This window comes from Francisella adeliensis (genome assembly GCF_003290445.1).
GTDB lineage: Bacteria > Pseudomonadota > Gammaproteobacteria > Francisellales > Francisellaceae > Francisella > Francisella adeliensis.
Window position 1 is genome coordinate 81527 of record NZ_CP021781.1, and the last position, 18983, is coordinate 100509.

Here is an 18983-nt window from a genome sequence, read left to right on the forward strand (position 1 = left end):
ATTCTTTTAAGATTATTTATTTAATTCATCAATAACTATTTGGTTAACTTGTTTAGGGTTTGCTTTGCCTTTACTTGCTTTCATAGCTTGGCCAACAAAGAAACCCATTAGTTTAGTTTTACCTGCTTTAAAATCTGCAGCTTGTCCAGGGTTTGCTGTGATGATACCTTGCACTAGCTCGCGGATAGCACCTTCATCAGAAACTTGCTTAAGCCCCAACCTTTCAATAATAATATTAACACTGTCAGGAGCTTCAATATACCCTGCAATTACTTTTTTACCATTAGCTTGTGATATAACATCTTTTTGAACACTAACAATAATATCTAGAAGTATGTCGCTAGGGACTATTTCAGCAGAAAACTCTCTACCTAGCTTATTAAGTGTTGCAATTAGGTCAATAGTAACCCAGTTATATGCAATTTTATAGTCAAGCTTGGTGATTAGCTTATCATAGTAGTTAGCAATCTCTAAGTTTGATAGTAGAAACTCTACCTCTTGATCAGCCAAATGGTTACGGTACAATGCTTCACGTTCTTCTGGACTTAATGGCATTTCTTTTTTTACTGATTCGATATATTCATCAGTTATGATTAGTGGTAATAAATCAGGGTCAGGGAAATATCTATAATCAAAAGCGTCTTCTTTTGCACGCATAGAACGAGTTTCATTTGCATCAGCATCATAAAGACGCGTCTCTTGCACAACTTCACCACCATTTTCCAGGACTGAAATTTGGCGATTAAACTCATAGCCTATAGCTTTATCAATAAACTTAAATGAGTTAATATTTTTAAGCTCTGCACGAGTACCAAACTCTTCTTGACCAAATGGGCGGATAGATAGGTTTACATCACACCTAAAAGAACCTTCCTGCATATTACCATCGCAAATACCTAGTTGCTTAACTAGTTGATGAAGTTTTTTAAGATAAACTATAACTTCTTCAGCAGATCTGAAATCAGGGTGGGTAACAATCTCTAGAAGTGGAGTACCTGCACGGTTATAGTCAAGACCTGTTTCTCCAGCTACATAGCCGTGTACAGACTTACCCGCATCTTCTTCAAGATGGGCTCTTTCTATACGGATAGATTTATCACCTTTTGAAGTAGTAATATCTAGCTTACCATCTTGCACGATAGGGTTTGTAGACTGACTGATTTGATACCCTTTTGGCAAATCCGGGTAAAAATAATTTTTTCTAGCAAAAAAACTATTTTTTGAAATTGTCGCATCAACAGCTAAACCAAACATTGTTGCCTTACGAATAACTTCCTTGTTTACAACAGGTAAAGTCCCTGGTAAGCCTAAATCTAAAAATGCAGCTTGTGTATTTTGGTGCTGACCGTACTTTGTTGCAGAATTTGAAAAAAGCTTAGAGTTTGTACTAAGCTGAATGTGGACTTCAAGTCCGATAACCATTTCCCAGTTCATACTAAATCCTCGCTTGCTCTAAAATAAACTCTTCTACAGAGTGTTTTCTTTGATATTGTGTAACTAACTGTGTCAATACACTATCGTTAAACGCTTTTGCCATAAATTGACCACCTACAGGTAAGTCATTCACAAAACCAATAGGGAATGAAATAGCTGGTAGTCCAGAGATATTTGCAGGGATAGTATATACATCTGAAAGATACGCGGATACAGGATCTAGCTTTTCACCTTTTTTGAAAGCTTCACTTGGTGCTGCTGGCATAAATATCGCATCAACTGTTTCAAATATTTCATTTATTTGACTTGTCATAACTTGGCGCAGTTGTTGAGCTTTGTTGTAGTATGAATCATATTGACTAGATGCTAAAACATAGTTACCAATCATAATTCTACGCTTAACCTCTTCACCGAAACCATCAGTACGAGAGAACCTATAAAGCTCATCTAAATCTTTTGCTTGCTCATTACGGTAACCATATCTCACACCGTCATATCTTGCTAAGTTAGCTGCAGCTTCTGCTGGAGTAATTATATAGTAAGTTGATAAGGCTTCTTTTAAGTCAGGTACTTTGATAGGCTTGATAACTACACCTTGATTTTTTAAGTTTTCTAAAGTGTTTTGAATAGCCACTTGCATTTGCTCTGGCAAATCTTTCATTAAGTTTTCATCAACACCAACAATTTTTCCTGCAATATCTTTATCTAAATCTTGAGTGAAATGCTTATCTGCCACACCCACACAAGTAGAATCAAACTCACAATCCCCTGAGATAGTATCAAGCATAATAGCCACATCTTCTGCATAGTGCCCAAAGATACCAGCTTGGTCAAATGATGATGCAAACGCTACCATACCAAATCTTGAAGTACTACCATAAGTTGGCTTCATTGCTGTAAGACCACAAAAACTAGCTGGTTGTCTTACTGAACCGCCTGTATCTGAACCAGTACTTACTGGAGATAATCCTGCCGCAACAGCAGCAGCCGAGCCACCAGATGAGCCACCTGGTACGCGTGAATTATCCCAAGGATTACTCACTGCTCCATAATAGCTGTATTCATTAGTAGAGCCCATTGCAAACTCATCCATATTGAGCTTACCTAATGTAATCATACCTTGCTCTTTGCACTTTTTTGTAACAGTAGAGTCATAGGGTGCAATGAAATTATCTAGCATCTTTGAAGCTGCTGTAGTTTTTATACCCTTAGTGCAAAATAAATCTTTATGCAAGATAGGTATACCTGTAAGCGTTGTTTGTTTACCTTCGGCAATGATTTTGTCTGCATTTTGTGCTTCTTTTAAAGCTTCATCTTTTGCTAGTGTGATAACTGAATTTATCTCACCATCATATTTTTGAATCTTTGCAAGATAATCATTCATCAGCTCAACAGCTGTGATTTCCTTATTATCTAACCTTTGTCTTAATTTTTTTATATATGACATACTTTCCTACTTAACCACTTGCGGTACCATAAAATAATCATCTGTGACTTCACAGGCAAATTTATCAAAATCCGCACGATTGTCTTGCTTACTTGCTACATCTTCTCTGAACTTAAATTCTGTAGTGATTGGAGATATCATTGGATCTACACCCTTTGCATCGTAATCTTTTACAGTATCTAAAATTTCACAGATATTTGTAAGGTCGTTTGTGTATTGCTCTAACTGACTTTCTGTAAGCTCAAAGCTTGAAAGCTTAGCAATATGCTCTACTAGTTTTTTATCCATTTGACACCTAAATATTTTAGAAATAAATACGAAGGAAATTATAAAGTAGAAAAGATAATAAAAAAAGCTATATAAGACTATTTTATATTAGATGGTTGACTTTGTATTTGTTCACCAAGTGTAGCAGCCGTTTTTGGTTTCACTACAGATTTATTTTTGTTCATACCAATATGTAGTTGACTACTGTTTAGGTTGATAGGGAAGCCATTATATCTGCGCCACATTTCGAAACCTAAGCTTACATCATTAAGTAGCACCCAACCATGAACTTTAGTTCCTAGACGTAAAACATCGGATGTTGGCCAATCTCTTTTACCGCTTTGCTTGATAAATACCTTAAACTGACCCGTAGCGTTATTTTGGGGAGAAATAAATAGTACCTCACCCCCAAAAGTTCCTATGGCAACTTGTGGCCATCCACTAAACTGTACAGCAGGCCAGCCTTCAAATTGCAGCATAACCTTATCTCCAACATTAACAAGAGGCATATCCATACTATTTATCCAAAGCTCAACTATACGTCCTTTACTTTCTGGGACAATGGTTGCAAGAGTATCACTGTCTTTTACGATTACACCACCGACACCATGGATGCGATCAACAATCACTCCATCAGTAGGAGCTTTAACCATACGGCTGTCTTGTCGGGCAATCTGCACTTTTACTTTGGCTAAGTCAACATTTGCTTTAGCTAATTCTTTTGTATAGTTCACCATTTCCATTTGAGCTTGTTCGTAGACTCTTGCGGTACTAGCTCCTTTTTCTACCAAGTATTTATGTCTTTTAATGTTTCTTTTTGCATTTTCTATTGCAAGCTTAAATGATTTAATACCTAACTCGATTGCGGCTTTTTCCTCCTCGAGCCTTAAGACAACTTCCGGATCTAAATCTAGTACTTCAACTATTGGATCACCTTTTTTGACTTTCTCTCCTTCAAAAACATACCACTTTCCAAGTCTACCACCTATGGGAGCTGAAATACTTTGCTGTCTATCCGATGGTGAAAGCGTGGTGACTTCTCCATAGCCATCAACAGTTTGTTGCCATGGAATCATAGCAAGCACAACACCTATGCCTATTATGCAAATGAGAACTAAAAACATTATTTTCTTAAAGCTAGGATCTTTTTTTAGCATTTGATATGATTTTTTTTGCATAAGCTCCTCCTATTTAATTGAAACAATAAGGGAGGCAATATCTAATTCACTTAAACTTTGAATTATAGACTTGTCACCATTTCTTTTTGTTAAACCGTACGAGTCCACTAAAATCAGTAGTTTAGGGGATTTAAGTATAGCTCGAATAACATTCATTTTTAATACAATAAGAGTATCAAACATCAAGTCATACTTTATTAGCTGAGAATCGATTTTTTTCTGAAAATGTTTTTCAAGGAATTGTATGTCAAAAAGCTCAAGTAATTCGCTCAAAAGTTTCAGTTTGTCATGCGAGTATTCACCTTCACAAAGATTGTCTAAAACAGATCCAGCTATTACCTCTATACCAGAAGCTATATGAATATCTCTGCCTACAGTTTCGGGACAGTAATTGCTAATACAAATATTATTTATTTTGATAACTTCTTCAGCACAGTTCGTAAAAAGTCCATTCAAGAGACTTTGAGCTGTTTTTGTCTCTAATGCAAGGTTGTATTGATTTTGCTTAGTATAATCTAATGAGTATTTTCCACTAGTGTTTAGCTCAATTTCCAAAACCCTAATCCCACCTTCAATATCAGCAATACTGGTATTTGTTTTTTGCGGTTCATTTTTCTTTGCTAAATCTAATAAATCTTTTATCTTCTTAATTCCAACTAAAAACCCGTAGCAATCATTAAGGTATTGGCTGAATTTTAGTAAACCTAAAAGGACTATGTTTACTAATAGTTCGGCAGCTATCAGCTGACCAATTGAAAGTTGTCCCTGAATAATGAGGTAGCTTCCTATTCCAAGTAGTAGGATATTCATGAAAATATAGGTTAAGCCTATATAAATATGTTGCTTTAGCATTACGCTGAAAAAACCATCTCTAGCTTTGATATATTCACATAACTTATTATCAACTTGCTCAACAGAGTTGTTCATTGGACGTTGCCTAAACGATAAGAATTCAGATGTCTTTTCTTCAAACCAGTATACAATGTCGTATATAACATCAGACTCTTTGAGGCTTTGTTTGTAACCGGCGTTTAATGGCAGAAATATAGATAAAAATATACAGGTGATTAGTAGTATGTCAAACACCAAAAACATCGGATGATAGAAGGCTAGAATGATTACGCAGAAAAGTGTTTGTAAGAAAATATCTAGTAAAATCATAAACATAATAGATACTGATTTTTGCAGAACTTTTAGTTCAAACAATCTGTTTAGTTTTTCTCTGACATTTACGTCTTTTAAGTCGTTGAAATCCATTTTATAAACGCAAGATACGACTCTAAACACTATTTCAATAAAGACTTTTCGCTGTATATGCTCCACTAATTTTACTTGGAAGATCCTTACAAAAAATGCTGCCATCAACAGTATTGATAGAATGGTTATTAATGATATAACAGGTCTTATGGATAAACTTACTCCAACAAGATTTACAAGAGTTTGCACTGAAACAGGTATTGTTAAAGATAGAAAACCTAGCAGTAAGCTATATATGATTAATGAATATACTGTATGTCGCGGTATTTTCAGAACAGTTTTTACTTGTTTGTATAACATAGTGATATATAAGAATATAAAAACATTTATACTAGATTAGTATAGTCGAGAAATTTATAAAGTCTACTTTATGCTAATTAAATTTATTTAACGGAAGTTTGTATGTGAAGAGATCGTTAATTCTGTAAAAGCCAGCGCATGTCACGTTTTTGTATAATTATTCTAAAGGGTGTAGAGTTCTGATATAATGACTTTTTAAGTAAGTATTTGATTGAGTAGTAGAATTTAAATGGAACTAACCTCTATTAACCGTGTTTATTCAATTCTTATTGCAACGGCTGTAACGATTGCAGTTCTTAGTGTCTTTTTATTCGCTAGGGCTGGAGTGTCAATAGGAGTGATAGTGGTCATGGCACTATATCTCTTTTCGGGTAAATTTTCTTTTAAAGATCTAAGGCAGAATCGCTCTTTGTTTTATTTGTTTTTAGCTGGAATTATCATAAATATTCAAATGATTTATGTTATGGTAATTAATCAGGAGTTTATGGCGAAGTCGCTCTTTGGTTTTTCAAACCCTATACTCGTAGTCATCTATATTCTTGCCTTGATACATTTTTTGTCTAGAAATATTAAGGTAAGAAATTGGCTTATTAACTTTTTTATTATTGTCGTTTCTGTATTTGTTATAGTTAGTTTAATTGCATATGTCTATAGATACATGCATGATGCTGGCTTTATCATTAGTGATTTTTATAAGGGAGTGAGGGGCGGCTCAGTAATGCAATCTGTGGTTGCAATAAGTTTACCAATAGTCTCTATAATGTTACTCATTAAGGTTGGGTGCTTAAAAAATATTATATCTAAAATACTTCTCGTATCACTCGTAATAACTATTGTTTTTGTTGATCTGTTTGCAAATAGAAGTAAGGCAGGTTACCTAATAGAGTTTGCTGCATTTATTTACTTCGCTCTTTTTCTAGTGAGGCGTTATGCACATCAAAATAATTATAGTTTTAGGCGTCTGCTTTATATGATTATGGTTACTGTTTTAGTCATTCTCACATTATTGGTTGGGACATATAGATATTCAAGTGTTTTCAATGATAGAACTACAGAAACATATAAGGAAATGACTGTATTCTTTGATTCACATAATAATAAGCAGGTAGTAGCTGAAGATTTAGGTTTAGCGTCAACACAGTTGAGATTACTTTATTATTACTCTTCTATCAAAGTTCTTCAAAAATATCCAACTGTATTTGTTTTCGGTTGTGGGTATGGGACTAATAAGCTTGATGTTAAAGAGTGTACTTCACAACTGATAGAGAGAAGTGATGAGTTGAGGGCAAACAACTCAGTATTGAATGGTGGCATAATGCCTCATGATGAATTTCTGAGTTATGTTTTTAGGGGTGGTATTATCGCAGGTGCAATGCTTTTGATGTTTTTTGTTATGCTGTTCTACGAAGCGAAATACCTTAGCCAAGATACTAGGGCGTGTCTTAGAATTTTAGCGATATCTTTTTTTATTGGGTGTGCTTTTGATTATTTTATTACGGTGCAAATGACTGTTTTTATATTTGCGACTCTTCTTGGGATATTTTTATCGGAGCGAAAGTTTGAGGGTTGTGGAGCTAGTAATAAAGCTATGTCAAAGTAGTATATAAGATTGAGCCGACCTTTTTAACTGCAGTCTTTACTCTTTGTACTTGCATCTAAAATATGCTAATATGGGGGCACTAATTGTATTTATAGTTTTCAATTCATGAGTACTAACATTTATGCGCAGTTTGCACCAATATTAATTTTTCTAATAATCGCTTTCGGTTTAGGGGTTGTTTTTGCTGTTATAGGTAAAGTTTTATCTGTAATAGTTGGGGCTAACAATCCCAGTAAGACAAAAGGAGAGACGTTTGAGTGTGGCTTCCCTGCATTTGGTGATGCAAGAGAGAAGCTTGATGTACGATTTTATTTAATAGCAGTGTTATTTTTGATATTTGACTTGGAGCTGGCATTTATTATTCCCTGGGGCATAAACCTTAGAGCTGGTGCAACAGTGCCAGCTATATCTAATCATGCGTTTTTTGCGATGATTATATTTTTGGTGGTGCTGTTTTTAGGTCTAATATATGCTTGGAAAAAAGGAGCTTTAGAGTGGGAATAGGTAACGAGAATAAAGGTTTTATAACAGCAAGTGCTGATGCACTTATCAATTGGGTGCGTACAGGTTCTTTATGGCCTGTAACTACAGGTTTGGCTTGTTGTGCTGTAGAAATGATGCATGCAGGTGCTGCAAGATATGACTTAGATAGGTTTGGTGTGGTGTTTAGACCATCTCCAAGACAGTCGGATGTATTGATAGTTGCGGGTACCTTATGTAATAAGATGGCTCCAGCATTAAGACAGGTTTATGACCAGATGCCAGACCCTAAGTGGGTGATTTCAATGGGTTCATGTGCAAATGGTGGAGGGTACTACCATTATTCATACTCTGTGGTTAGAGGGTGTGATAGGATCGTGCCTGTAGATATTTATGTGCCTGGGTGTCCACCAACAGCAGAGGCTTTGGTTTATGGGATCATTCAGTTACAGAATAAAATTATTAGAACAAACACTATAGCGAGGAAGTAGTTATGAGTGTTTCTTTAGAACAACACCTTGGTAATATTGAAAAAATCCTAGCAGGGTTTGGTGTTGAGTGCTTTGTTGCAAAAAAAGAGCTAAATGTTGTTATAAGAGATCAGCGCGATATACACATGATCTTGAGCAAGTTAAAGAAAGATTATTCTTTTGAGCAACTTACAGATATTACAGCTGTAGATTATTTGACTTATGGACAGTCTGATTGGCAGGTTGGAAAGGTTGTTTCGCAAACAGGTTTTTCACGAGGTCGTGAGCAGGATGCTAAGACAAGTAATTATGATAATAGGTTTGAAGTTATCTATCAGCTTATCAGTATGGCAAATAATATACGCCTTAGAGTTAAGTGTAAGCTTAAGGATGCTCAAATAATTTTGGTTGATTCTGTAAGTGATCTTTGGCCGTCAGCAAATTGGTCAGAGAGAGAAGTTTATGATATGTTTGGGGTTTATTTCAATAACCACCCTGATTTAAGAAGAGTTCTTACAGATTATGGTTTTGTTGGGCATCCATTACGAAAAGATTTTCCTCAGACAGGCTATGTAGAAATGCGTTATGATGAAAATTTAGGTAAAGTGGTTTATGAGCCTGTCGAAATTGATGATAGGGTTAACACTGCTAGAGTGATTCGTGGTGAGTAAACTAATAGGTTTAAAAGATGGCAGAATATAAAAATTACACGCTAAATTTTGGTCCAGTGCATCCCGCAGCACATGGTGTTTTAAGGCTTATTTTAGAGCTTGATGGTGAAAGTGTTGTTCGAGCGGATCCTCATGTTGGATTGTTGCATAGAGGGACAGAAAAATTAGCTGAATTTAAGCCGTATAATCAGAGTATTGGTTATATGGATAGGCTTGATTATGTTTCGATGATGTGTAATGAACACTCATATGTTATGGCAATAGAAAAGCTGCTTGAATTAGAGGTTCCTGAAAGAGCTCAGTATATAAGAGTAATGTTTGCAGAAATGACGCGTATTTTGAATCATCTTCTATGGGCAGCGGCTTGTGGTATTGATTTAGGGGCTATGACTGTGTTTCTATATGCTTTTAGAATTAGAGAAGATCTTTTTGATTGTTATGAGGCTGTTTCTGGCGCTAGAATGCATGCTGCTTACTTCAGACCAGGGGGTGTTGCAAGAGACTTGCCAACACAGATGCCTCAATATAAAGAAAGTAGATTCTCAAGCAAAAGAAAGACTAAAAAATTAAACAAGCAACGCGATGGAAGTATGCTTGATTTCTTAGATAGGTTTGTCGTTGATTTTGAGAAATCTTTAGATGAGATAGATACTCTACTTACAGATAATCGTCTTTGGAAGCAAAGAAATGTTGATATTGGTGTTGTGACTGCTGAGCGTGCAAAAGAGCTTGGTTTTACAGGTCCAATGCTTAGAGCTAGTGGAGTTGAGTGGGATCTTAGAAGAAATCAGCCGTATGAGGTTTATGGTAAGCTAGATTTTGATATTCCTGTGGGTGCCAATGGTGACTGCTACGACAGATACTTGGTTAGAATGGCAGAAATGCGTGAGTCAAACAAAATCATTAAGCAATGTGTTGATTGGTTAAGAGCCAATCCTGGTATTGTATTGTCTGAAAACCATAAAGTGACACCACCAAGAAGAAATTCTATGAAGAATGATATGGAAGAGTTGATTCATCACTTTAAGCATTTCTCAGAAGGATACTGTACTCCTGAAGGTGAAGTTTATCTTGGAACAGAGCATCCAAAGGGTGAGTTTGGGGTATATATAAAATCAGATGGTGCAAATAAGCCTTATAGGTTGAAAATGAGAGCACCAGGTTTTGCACATATTAGTGCGTTAGACGAGATGTTGTCAGGGCATATGCTAGCAGATGCTCCAGCTATGATCTCAACGATAGATGTAGTGTTTGGTGATGTGGATAGGTAGGAAAAGATGTCTTTAGTAAAATTAATATCGCCAGAAGCGAAAGAAAATATAGATAGGGTTTTAGCGAAATTCCCTGAAGATCAAAAAAAATCAGCAATACTAGAGGGTTTGCATATACTGCAGGATGAAAATGGTGGTTTTTTAACTGATGATTTGCAAACTGCATTAGCTGAATATCTTGGTGTAAGTAAAGTTGATGTATATGAAGTTTCTACATTTTATTGTATGTATGATTTAAAGCCTGTTGGTAGGCATAAATTAAATGTATGTACAAATGTATCTTGTATGCTTAATGGTGCGTATGAGCTTTTGACTCATATTGAAAAAAGACTTGGAGTAAAACCAGGTGAGACTACGAAAGATGGCAGAATAACTTTGAAAGAGGTTGAATGTCAGGGAGCTTGTTGTGGTTCACCAATGCTTGAAGTTGATAAAGTTTTTTATGAAAACTTAACTATAGAAAAAGTGAATCAAATAATAGATTCTTTGGAGTAGTTGAAATGGCAAATGAAGTTTGTTTTCGTACGCTGCACTTAGATAAGCCTTATAGTTTAGAGGCTTATTTGTCTGTAGGCGGATATTCTTATTGGAATAAAATTATATCTGAAAAAATTTCACCAGAGATAATAATAGACGAATTAAAAAAGTCTGGTCTTAGAGGTCGTGGTGGTGCTGGTTTCCCAACAGGTTTGAAATGGAGCTTTATGCCCCGTAGTATGCCTGGTCAAAAGTATGTGGTTTGTAACTCAGATGAGGGTGAACCTGGTACTTGTAAAGATAGAGAGATTTTACGCAACAATCCACACCAACTTATAGAAGGTATGGCTATAGCCGGTTATGTAGTTGGCGCAACTAAAGGTTATAATTACACTCGAGGTGAGTTTTATGAGCCGATAGAAAGGTTTGAGGATGCTTTAAGAGAAGCTTATTCTGCAGGTCTTTTAGGTGAAAACATCAAATCTTCAGGAATATCTTTTGATTTGTATTCTGCTATAGGAGCAGGTGCTTATATCTGTGGTGAAGAGACAGCTCTTTTAGAGTCTCTAGAAGGTAAAAAAGGTCGTCCAAGGTTTAAACCTCCATTCCCTGCATTTGTAGGATTGTATGGTAAGCCAACAAATATCAATAATACAGAAACATTTGCGTCAGTGCCGGCTATTTTACAGCATGGTGGTGAATGGTTTAGTAAGCTTGGAACAGAGAAAAGTGGCGGAACGAAGCTTTTTTGTATCTCAGGACATGTGGTAAATCAACGCGTGATGGAAATAAGTCTTGGTACTCCGTTTACAGAAGTTTTAGAGATGTGTGGCGGTGTGCGTAATGGCAATAAAATTAAAGCAGTTATACCAGGTGGTAGCTCATCAAAAATCTTAACAGGTGAAGAAATGCTTGGCGTTAATATGGATTATGAGTCTATAGCCGCTGCAGGTTCTATGCTTGGGTCGGGTGCTGTAGTTGTGCTAGATGAAACTGTTTGTATGGTAAAAACACTTGCTAGATTAGCAGAGTTTTATTATGAAGAGTCGTGTGGGCAGTGTACACCGTGCCGTGAAGGTACTGGTTGGTTAGCTCGTACGCTTCACCGTATAATTGATGGTGATGGCAAGTTAGACGATATTGATACTCTTACACGAGTAGCAACAAATATCGAAGGTAACACTATTTGTGGACTTGGTGATGCTGCAGCATGGCCGGTACAGAGTTATATTCAAAAGTTTAGACATGAGTTTGAGTATATGATTGAGAATAGTGGTAAAAGTATCGTGGATCAATAGTTGATTGGAGTAGGTTTCAGTGTCAGACAATAAAGAATCCAAAAAAATAAATATCGAGATTGATGGTAAAAGCTTTGAAGCTGAACCTAATCAGTCAATAATACAAATAGCAGATGCTAATGGTATCTACATACCTAGATTTTGCTATCATAAAAAACTATCTGTAGCAGCAAACTGCCGCATGTGTTTAGTAGATGTTGAGGGTGCAAGGCGTGCATCACCTGCATGCGCTACTCCAGTAATGGAGGGCATGAAGGTTAAAACTCGCTCAGAAACTGCTTTACAGATGCAAAAAGATGTGATGGAGTTTTTGCTTATAAACCATCCGCTTGATTGTCCAATATGTGATCAAGGTGGTGAGTGTGAGCTGCAAGATATAGCGATGGGTTACGGTAAAACGACATCTGACTATAAAGAGTCCAAAAGAGCAGTTCCAGATCCAGGTCTAGGTTCTCTTATTGCTACAGACATGACAAGATGTATATTATGTACTCGTTGTGTGCGTTTTGGAGAAGAGGTCGCAGGTGTAAAAGAGCTGGGTGTAATGGGTCGCGGAGATAATTCGGAGATTAGTACTTATATTGCTGGGGATATGGTTGACTCTGAAGTGTCTGGAAATGTTATTGATTTGTGTCCAGTCGGAGCACTTACTTCTAAGCCTTTTAGATTCAAAGCAAGACCTTGGGAATTAAAACAATTTCCTGCAACTTCAGGTGGAGATGCTTTAGCTGTTGATTTGGATGCTCATGTGTATCGAGATAAGTTGATCCGTGTAGTTCCAAGAGAAAGTGAAATTACTGGAACTTGGATAGCAGATAGAGACAGATTTGAATACACTGGACTATACAGTGAAGATAGAATCCAAAAACCAATGATTAAGAAATCAGGTGATTGGGTTGATGTGTCTTGGGAAGAGGCTTTGGATTTTGTTAAAGTTGCTATCGAAAAAACTAAAGAGCAAGATGGAGCGGAGGCAATATCAGCTATAGTTTCTGAAACAGGTACTTCAGAAGAAATGTTTTTAATGAAAAAACTTTTAGCAAGTATCGGTTCAACCAATATTGATGCTAGAGTTAGACAAAATGCAGATACCTCAGGTGTAAGCTCTGGTAAGGGGTTAAGCTGTTCATTAGAAGATATCGAAAACAGTGATTATATCTTGGTATTTGGTTCTAATATAAGAAAAGAATATCCACTAGTTAATGTAGCAATTAAAAAGGCTGTAGATAATAATAAAGCTAGGGTGGCAGCATGGAATGTTTGCAACTACGACTTTAACTATGATGTTGATCAGATTGAGTATGCTGCAGATAATGTTATTTATATTGCACTATCTTTGTTAAAAGCTATTTTTGTGCGTTCAAATATAGCTTACGGTGAGTTAGATGAGCTTTTACGTAAAGTTGATCCAGTTGCTCAAGTAAGAGAGGTAGCTGATAGAATCATAGCGGCAGATAATCCAAAGATTTTTATAGGTCAAGACATTATTGGTAACTCTGCTTTCGAAACTGTGTTTGATATATTTTCTATTTTAGAGAAAGTGGCTAACATTAAAGGTGGCTTTTTAGCAACTAATGTAAACTCTATAGCTGCTGATAGGATTTTAAGTTCATCTAAATCAGACTTTAGTACTTATAAGTGCTTAAACTCTCAGACTAAAACGAAGCTTCTTTTGACTGCTCATACAGAGCTGGCGGCAGATAGTGTTTATGGTGAAGAGCAACTTAGAAAAGCAATGGATAGTATAGATGTCGTTGTATCTTTTACATCATTTGCAGATAAGTTCACAAAAGATACTTCGGATATAATAATACCAGTTTCGACTCATTATGAGACACAAGGTAGTTTCATTGATATGTTTGGTAATGTTCGTAAGTTTGATAAAGCTGTTAAGCCGTATGCTGAAAATAAGGAGTTATGGAGAATATTACGTGTATTAGGTAATCTTTTAGGATTAGATGACTTTGATTATAATGCTATATCAGAAGTTACTGAAGATGCTTATCAAACAAGAGCGCGCGTAAGTCATAATCATATTACAAAGATATTAAATGCGAATCTAGATATTCAGAAAGAGATAGCTTTTGTTGTATCTAACCCAATGTATGATTCGACAAGTCTTCTTAGAAGATCTAAACCATTACAGCTTACAAAAGATGCTCAAAGATTTAAAGGTGTTAGAATTTCTCAAGAGTTTGCTGATGAGCTGGGTTTAAAAAAGCAAACTGGTAAAATCAAAGTTTATAACATAGACAATGATATTGAGCTTGATGTAACTGTTGACGAGTCTCTTCAAGCAAAGAACTTTTTAATACCACGTAAGTTGGTTAAAGATATATTGTTTGCCGATAACACGACTTTTAAACCTTTAGAAGGAGGAGAATAATATGCTGACATATATTCTTTGGATAGCTCTTTATTCTTTGCTTATTATAATTCCTTTGATTTTAGTTGTTGCCTATTACACATATGCTGAACGAAAAGTGATTGGTTATATGCAGGACCGCTTAGGCCCAAATAGAGTAGGTGCTTTTGGTTTGTTGCAGCCAATTATGGATGCTTTAAAGCTTTTTTTGAAAGAGATAATCGTACCGACAAATTCAAATAGATATTTGTTTTTTATAGCTCCAATATTAGCATTTGCTCCTGCTTATGCTGCTTGGGCTGTAATACCATTTGCACCAGGAGTTGTACTTTCAGATATGAATTTGGGTCTGCTTTATATATTGGCGATGACATCTTTTTCTATATATGGAATTGTAATCGCTGGTTGGGCATCAAACAGTAAATACTCTCTTTTCGGTGCTTTAAGAGCAGGGGCTCAAGTTATATCTTATGAGTTAGCAATGGGTTTTGCAGTTGTAGGTGTTGTTATAGCTTCAGGATCTATGGGAATTACTGGAATTATTGATTCTCAAAGTGGCGGAATTTGGCATTGGTTCTTTATACCGTTATTCCCTTTATTTATCGTTTACTTCATATCAGGCTTAGCTGAGACAAACCGTGCGCCATTTGATGTGGTGGAAGGTGAGTCTGAGATTGTTGCTGGTCACCATATTGAGTATACAGGTTCGAGATTTGCATTATTCTTTTTAGCAGAGTATGCAAACATGATTTTGATAAGTATTTTGACGGCAATTATGTTTTTGGGAGGTTGGCATTCACCGTTTGAAGCCACTCCTTTACAAAGCCTGTTTGACTGGGTTCCAGCAACAGTGTGGTTGTTTGGCAAAACAGGTATATTTATGTTTATGTTTTTATGGATAAGAGCTACTTACCCAAGATACAGATATGACCAAATTATGCGTTTAGGTTGGAAAATATTTATACCACTTACATTTGTATGGGTTGTTGTCGTTGCCTGCATGGTAAGATTTGGTCTAGGACCTTGGTGGTAAGAGGAAGATATGATGGGAAATATTAAGAATTTTTTTAAAACCTTTCTTTTATGGGAGCTATTAAAAGGCTTAACTGTAACAGGAAAGCATTTTTTTACGAGAAAAGTTACAGTGCAATATCCAGATGAGAAAACACCTATTTCAAATAGATTTAGAGGGCTTCATGCCCTTAGGCGCTATGATAATGGTGAAGAAAGATGTATTGCGTGTAAACTATGCGAGGTAGTATGTCCAGCGTTAGCGATTACTATCGAATCAACAGAGAGAGAAGATGGTTCAAGAAGAACATCTAGCTATGAGATAGATTTGTTTAAATGTATCTTCTGTGGTTTCTGTGAAGAGTCTTGTCCAGTTGATTCAATTGTTGAAACTGATATTTTAGAGTATCACTTTGAAGAGCGTGGTGAAAATATTATGACTAAAGCAAAATTGCTAGCAGTAGGTGATAAGTATGAACCTCAAATAGCAGCAGCAAGATTGCAAGATAAGGATTTTAGGTAGTAGTATGGCAGTTACAGATATTTTATTTTATATTTTTGCATCACTAGCTATTATATCTGCATTAGTGTTAGTGTTAAGTGGTAATCCGGTTAACTCAGTAATTGCAATGATATTCACATTCGTGCTTACTGCAGGTGTTTGGATTATATTTCAGCAAGTGTATTTAGCATTACTACTAATCGTAGTGTATGTTGGTGCTGTACTTGTAATGTTTTTGTTCGTGGTCTTTATGCTTGATTTGCATACTGAAAAACAGGGCAGAATAGGTAGATTTTTTTATGCCTTAGCTGCTGTTATAGTTTGTGCTATTTTTGCGACAATTATAAGCTACGCAGTAACGCATGTGTTTGCAGGTAGTCAAATGCAAGGTGGGGTTGGTGGACTTAGAGTTATTGGTTCAGCTATGTTTAATAATAGCAACCTATATGTATTTGAGTTGGTTGACTTCATTCTTGTAACAGCAATGACAGCAGCAATTACTCTTACGCTAAGGGCTAAGCGAAAAGAAAATAAAACAGTCGATCCTGCTAAGCAAGTTAAAGTGCGAGCTAAAGATCGTCTGAGAATGGTTAAGATACCTAATGGAGGTGTTTCAGATGAATAGTATTTCGGTATCAGTTACTCATGGGCTGATTTTTAGTACGATTTTATTTGTGATAAGTGTTGCTGGGATTATCATTAATAGAAGAAATATCCTGATATTATTGATGTCTATAGAATTAATGCTTCTTGCTGTAAATACTAATTTTTTGATATTTGCAAATATGCATCAGCAACCAATGGGTGGAGTTTTTGTATTTTTCATTATGGCAGTAGCAGCTGCTGAAACAGCAATTGGCTTGGCTATAGTTGTAGCGATATTTAGAAAACGCAAAACTATTGATCTAAGTAAACTTAATACACTGAGGGGCTAGGTAGATGATAATAAACAATCAAATCGCTGCCGGACTAATAGCTACTATAATTTTAGCACCAGCTTTAGGTGCGATTATAGCTGGATTTTTTGGTAAAAAAGTTAAAAATGAAGGGGTTAGCTTTTTTACGATACTGCTTTGTGGCTTGTCATTTGTATTAAGTGTTGTATTGGCTTATGGTGTATTTCATGGTGATGTTTATAGTGTAACTTACTATCAGTGGGCACCTATTTCTAATATGTTCTCATTTGATGTTGGCTTTACTGTAAACCGTATTACTGTCTATATGATGCTAATAGTTACGTTTGTTGCAACCTTAGTGCATGTATATTCTATAGGTTATATGAAAGGTGAAGATGGTTATGGTCGTTTCTTTGCCTATATATCAGGCTTTACTTTTGCAATGCTTTGTTTGGTTATGGGTAATAACTTCTTACTACTTTTCTTTGGTTGGGAAGGTGTAGGTTTGTTTTCTTATTTACTAATTGGTTTTTACTTTACGAGAGAAAAAGCAATAGTAGCTGGTCTAAGAGCATTTTTAGTTAACAGAATAGGTGATTTAGGTTTCTTGTTAGGTATTGGAGCTGTGATTCTATACACAGGTTCAGTTGACTATACAACAGTGTTTGCTTCATTATCGGGTATTGATAATACTCAAACAATACATTTCTTAGGAATGAGCTTCAGCCCTGTAACCCTAATGTGTGTACTACTCTTTGTTGGTGCTATGGGTAAATCTGCTCAGTTTCCACTACATTCATGGCTTGAAGGATCTATGGAAGGTCCTACACCTATATCTGCATTAATACATGCTGCGACAATGGTTACCGCTGGTGTGTTTATGGTGGCGAGATTATCTCCAATGTTTGTGATGTCTCCTGCAGCATTAAGCTTTGTGCTTATAATAGGTGCTATTACTTGTTTGTTTATGGGACTAATAGCTATAGTTCAAACAGACATCAAGCGAGTAATTGCTTATTGTACGCTTTCTCAGCTTGGTTACATGATGGTCGCTCAAGGAGCTGGTGCATTTTCTATTGGGATGTTCCATTTGATGACTCACGCAATGTTTAAAGCATTGTTATTCTTAGCAGCTGGTTCTGTGATTGTAGCTATGCATCATGAGCAAGATATTCGCAGAATGGGTGGTCTTAAAAAATATATGCCAATAACATATTTGTGTATGTTTATTGGTTGTTGGGCTTTAGCAGCATTACCTCCATTCTCAGGTTTCTTCTCGAAAGATTTAATAATAGAAGCTGCACAAAATACGACTGTATATGGTCATCAGTTTGCATACTATATGGTACTTGCATGTGCTTTTGTAACTTCTTTCTATATTTTTAGAATGTTTTTTGTTGTTTTCCATGGCAAAGAAAGAATGTCTGATGAAGAAAAATCTCATATTAAAGAGTCGCCAATCTCAATAATTATACCGTTGATACTTTTAGCTGTTCCATCAGCTTATATTGGACAGTATTTCTTTAGTAGTATACTTTCTCAAAGTAATGGTTTATTTGGTGATACTATTACTTCATATGCTCAAGCAGGATTACATGGCATGTCTGTAACAGCTCATTTAGCTACAGAGCCTGCAATGACGAGCACTCTTTCGTATATAAAACACTCGGTGCATACTTTACCTTTCTGGTTAGCTCTAGGTGCTATGGTATCATCGTATGTGCTTTATGTTTGGTTACCAAGTATACCAAAAGCACTAGCAAAGAAAGGTTCAGGCATTGGTATTATCTACCATATATTGGTTAAGAAATATTTTATAGATACCCTTTATGATGTTGTTTTTGTGAGAGTTTTCTTATTTGTTAGTACATTTTTATGGAAAGCTATAGATATATTTATAATTGACAAAACAGTAGTGCACGGTACTTCTAATTTAATTTACCAGACAGGTGATAACTTTAGAAAAGTACAACGAGGCTATTTATTTGATTACGCATTTGTGATGATAGTAGGTGTGCTACTATTCATGATTTTGCTGATATTGGTTTAGGCGAGAGGA

The 18983-nt window shown here is 35.9% G+C and carries 18 protein-coding genes; 13 read left to right on the top strand and 5 right to left on the bottom strand.

Going from position 1 to position 18983, the window contains the following annotated elements:
• Positions 1-12: 12 nt before the first annotated feature.
• The 5 genes from gatB to CDH04_RS00365 form a co-directional block, all read right to left on the bottom strand.
• A complete protein-coding gene (gatB, locus tag CDH04_RS00345; protein ID WP_112869133.1) occupies positions 13-1434 on the bottom strand; it encodes an Asp-tRNA(Asn)/Glu-tRNA(Gln) amidotransferase subunit GatB in 1422 nt (473 codons plus the stop codon).
• Between the two features lies 1 nt (position 1435).
• On the bottom strand, positions 1436-2881 hold the full coding sequence (gatA, locus tag CDH04_RS00350) for an Asp-tRNA(Asn)/Glu-tRNA(Gln) amidotransferase subunit GatA (RefSeq protein ID WP_112869134.1): 1446 nt from the start codon (positions 2879-2881) through the stop codon (positions 1436-1438).
• A 6-nt stretch (positions 2882-2887) separates the two neighbouring features.
• Positions 2888-3169, bottom strand: coding sequence for an Asp-tRNA(Asn)/Glu-tRNA(Gln) amidotransferase subunit GatC (gatC, locus tag CDH04_RS00355; protein WP_112869135.1), 282 nt, complete (start codon positions 3167-3169; stop codon positions 2888-2890).
• A 77-nt stretch (positions 3170-3246) separates the two neighbouring features.
• Positions 3247-4326 (bottom strand): HlyD family secretion protein, encoded by a 1080-nt coding sequence (locus CDH04_RS00360; RefSeq protein WP_112869136.1) that lies wholly within the window; start codon positions 4324-4326, stop codon positions 3247-3249.
• A gap of 9 nt (positions 4327-4335) precedes the next feature.
• Entirely contained in the window at positions 4336-5883 is a 1548-nt protein-coding gene (locus CDH04_RS00365; RefSeq protein ID WP_112869137.1) for an ATP-binding cassette domain-containing protein, read from the bottom strand.
• 229 nt (positions 5884-6112) lie between these two features.
• Between CDH04_RS00365 and CDH04_RS00370 the strand changes: the two genes are divergently transcribed.
• The 13 genes from CDH04_RS00370 to nuoL all read left to right on the top strand — a co-directional run bounded on the left by CDH04_RS00370 (position 6113) and on the right by nuoL (position 18974).
• The gene (locus CDH04_RS00370; RefSeq protein WP_112869138.1) at positions 6113-7483 is read left to right on the top strand and encodes an O-antigen ligase family protein; all 1371 of its coding nucleotides are present in this window, start codon (positions 6113-6115) and stop codon (positions 7481-7483) included.
• Between the two features lie 105 nt (positions 7484-7588).
• On the top strand, positions 7589-7987 hold the full coding sequence (gene ndhC, locus CDH04_RS00375) for an NADH-quinone oxidoreductase subunit A (protein WP_112869139.1): 399 nt from the start codon (positions 7589-7591) through the stop codon (positions 7985-7987).
• Positions 7978-8454 (top strand): NuoB/complex I 20 kDa subunit family protein, encoded by a 477-nt coding sequence (locus CDH04_RS00380; RefSeq protein ID WP_112869140.1) that lies wholly within the window; start codon positions 7978-7980, stop codon positions 8452-8454. Before ndhC ends, CDH04_RS00380 begins: the two co-directional genes overlap by 10 nt.
• 2 nt (positions 8455-8456) lie before the next feature.
• Complete coding sequence (locus tag CDH04_RS00385) at positions 8457-9104, top strand: NADH-quinone oxidoreductase subunit C (RefSeq protein WP_112869141.1); 648 nt, start codon at positions 8457-8459, stop codon at positions 9102-9104.
• 17 nt (positions 9105-9121) lie between these two features.
• Complete coding sequence (locus CDH04_RS00390) at positions 9122-10375, top strand: NADH-quinone oxidoreductase subunit D (RefSeq protein WP_112869142.1); 1254 nt, start codon at positions 9122-9124, stop codon at positions 10373-10375.
• Positions 10376-10381: 6 nt separating this feature from the next.
• Positions 10382-10870 carry an NADH-quinone oxidoreductase subunit NuoE family protein gene (locus tag CDH04_RS00395; RefSeq protein ID WP_112869143.1) on the top strand — a complete coding sequence of 163 codons (489 nt, stop codon included), beginning with the start codon at positions 10382-10384 and terminating at the stop codon, positions 10868-10870.
• A gap of 5 nt (positions 10871-10875) precedes the next feature.
• Positions 10876-12150 (top strand): NADH-quinone oxidoreductase subunit NuoF, encoded by a 1275-nt coding sequence (gene nuoF / locus CDH04_RS00400; RefSeq protein ID WP_112869144.1) that lies wholly within the window; start codon positions 10876-10878, stop codon positions 12148-12150.
• Positions 12151-12169: 19 nt separating this feature from the next.
• Positions 12170-14536, top strand: coding sequence for an NADH-quinone oxidoreductase subunit NuoG (gene nuoG, locus CDH04_RS00405; RefSeq protein WP_112869145.1), 2367 nt, complete (start codon positions 12170-12172; stop codon positions 14534-14536).
• A gap of 1 nt (position 14537) precedes the next feature.
• Positions 14538-15548, top strand: coding sequence for an NADH-quinone oxidoreductase subunit NuoH (nuoH, locus tag CDH04_RS00410; protein ID WP_112869146.1), 1011 nt, complete (start codon positions 14538-14540; stop codon positions 15546-15548).
• A gap of 12 nt (positions 15549-15560) precedes the next feature.
• A complete protein-coding gene (gene nuoI, locus CDH04_RS00415) occupies positions 15561-16049 on the top strand; it encodes an NADH-quinone oxidoreductase subunit NuoI (RefSeq protein ID WP_112869147.1) in 489 nt (162 codons plus the stop codon).
• A 4-nt stretch (positions 16050-16053) separates the two neighbouring features.
• On the top strand, positions 16054-16653 hold the full coding sequence (locus CDH04_RS00420) for an NADH-quinone oxidoreductase subunit J (protein ID WP_112869148.1): 600 nt from the start codon (positions 16054-16056) through the stop codon (positions 16651-16653).
• Positions 16631-16963, top strand: coding sequence for an NADH-quinone oxidoreductase subunit NuoK (nuoK, locus tag CDH04_RS00425; RefSeq protein WP_112869149.1), 333 nt, complete (start codon positions 16631-16633; stop codon positions 16961-16963). Before CDH04_RS00420 ends, nuoK begins: the two co-directional genes overlap by 23 nt.
• Positions 16964-16967: 4 nt before the next feature.
• Positions 16968-18974, top strand: coding sequence for an NADH-quinone oxidoreductase subunit L (gene nuoL, locus CDH04_RS00430; RefSeq protein ID WP_112869150.1), 2007 nt, complete (start codon positions 16968-16970; stop codon positions 18972-18974).
• The last annotated feature ends 9 nt before the right edge of the window (positions 18975-18983 follow it).

Excerpts from the sequence above, each read along its gene's own strand:
- CDH04_RS00390 (WP_112869142.1), top strand. The coding sequence starts at position 9,122 with ATGGCAGAATATAAAAATTACACGCTAAATTTTGGTCCAGTGCATCCC.
- nuoL (WP_112869150.1), top strand. The coding sequence starts at position 16,968 with ATGATAATAAACAATCAAATCGCTGCCGGACTAATAGCTACTATAATT.
- CDH04_RS00385 (WP_112869141.1), top strand. The coding sequence starts at position 8,457 with ATGAGTGTTTCTTTAGAACAACACCTTGGTAATATTGAAAAAATCCTA.
- CDH04_RS00365 (WP_112869137.1), bottom strand. The coding sequence starts at position 5,883 with ATGTTATACAAACAAGTAAAAACTGTTCTGAAAATACCGCGACATACA.
- CDH04_RS00370 (WP_112869138.1), top strand. The coding sequence starts at position 6,113 with ATGGAACTAACCTCTATTAACCGTGTTTATTCAATTCTTATTGCAACG.
- gatC (WP_112869135.1), bottom strand. The coding sequence starts at position 3,169 with ATGGATAAAAAACTAGTAGAGCATATTGCTAAGCTTTCAAGCTTTGAG.
- CDH04_RS00395 (WP_112869143.1), top strand. The coding sequence starts at position 10,382 with ATGTCTTTAGTAAAATTAATATCGCCAGAAGCGAAAGAAAATATAGAT.
- gatB (WP_112869133.1), bottom strand. The coding sequence starts at position 1,434 with ATGAACTGGGAAATGGTTATCGGACTTGAAGTCCACATTCAGCTTAGT.
- nuoF (WP_112869144.1), top strand. The coding sequence starts at position 10,876 with ATGGCAAATGAAGTTTGTTTTCGTACGCTGCACTTAGATAAGCCTTAT.
- ndhC (WP_112869139.1), top strand. The coding sequence starts at position 7,589 with ATGAGTACTAACATTTATGCGCAGTTTGCACCAATATTAATTTTTCTA.
- gatA (WP_112869134.1), bottom strand. The coding sequence starts at position 2,881 with ATGTCATATATAAAAAAATTAAGACAAAGGTTAGATAATAAGGAAATC.
- CDH04_RS00420 (WP_112869148.1), top strand. The coding sequence starts at position 16,054 with ATGGCAGTTACAGATATTTTATTTTATATTTTTGCATCACTAGCTATT.
- nuoI (WP_112869147.1), top strand. The coding sequence starts at position 15,561 with ATGGGAAATATTAAGAATTTTTTTAAAACCTTTCTTTTATGGGAGCTA.
- nuoK (WP_112869149.1), top strand. The coding sequence starts at position 16,631 with ATGGAGGTGTTTCAGATGAATAGTATTTCGGTATCAGTTACTCATGGG.
- nuoH (WP_112869146.1), top strand. The coding sequence starts at position 14,538 with ATGCTGACATATATTCTTTGGATAGCTCTTTATTCTTTGCTTATTATA.
- CDH04_RS00360 (WP_112869136.1), bottom strand. The coding sequence starts at position 4,326 with ATGCAAAAAAAATCATATCAAATGCTAAAAAAAGATCCTAGCTTTAAG.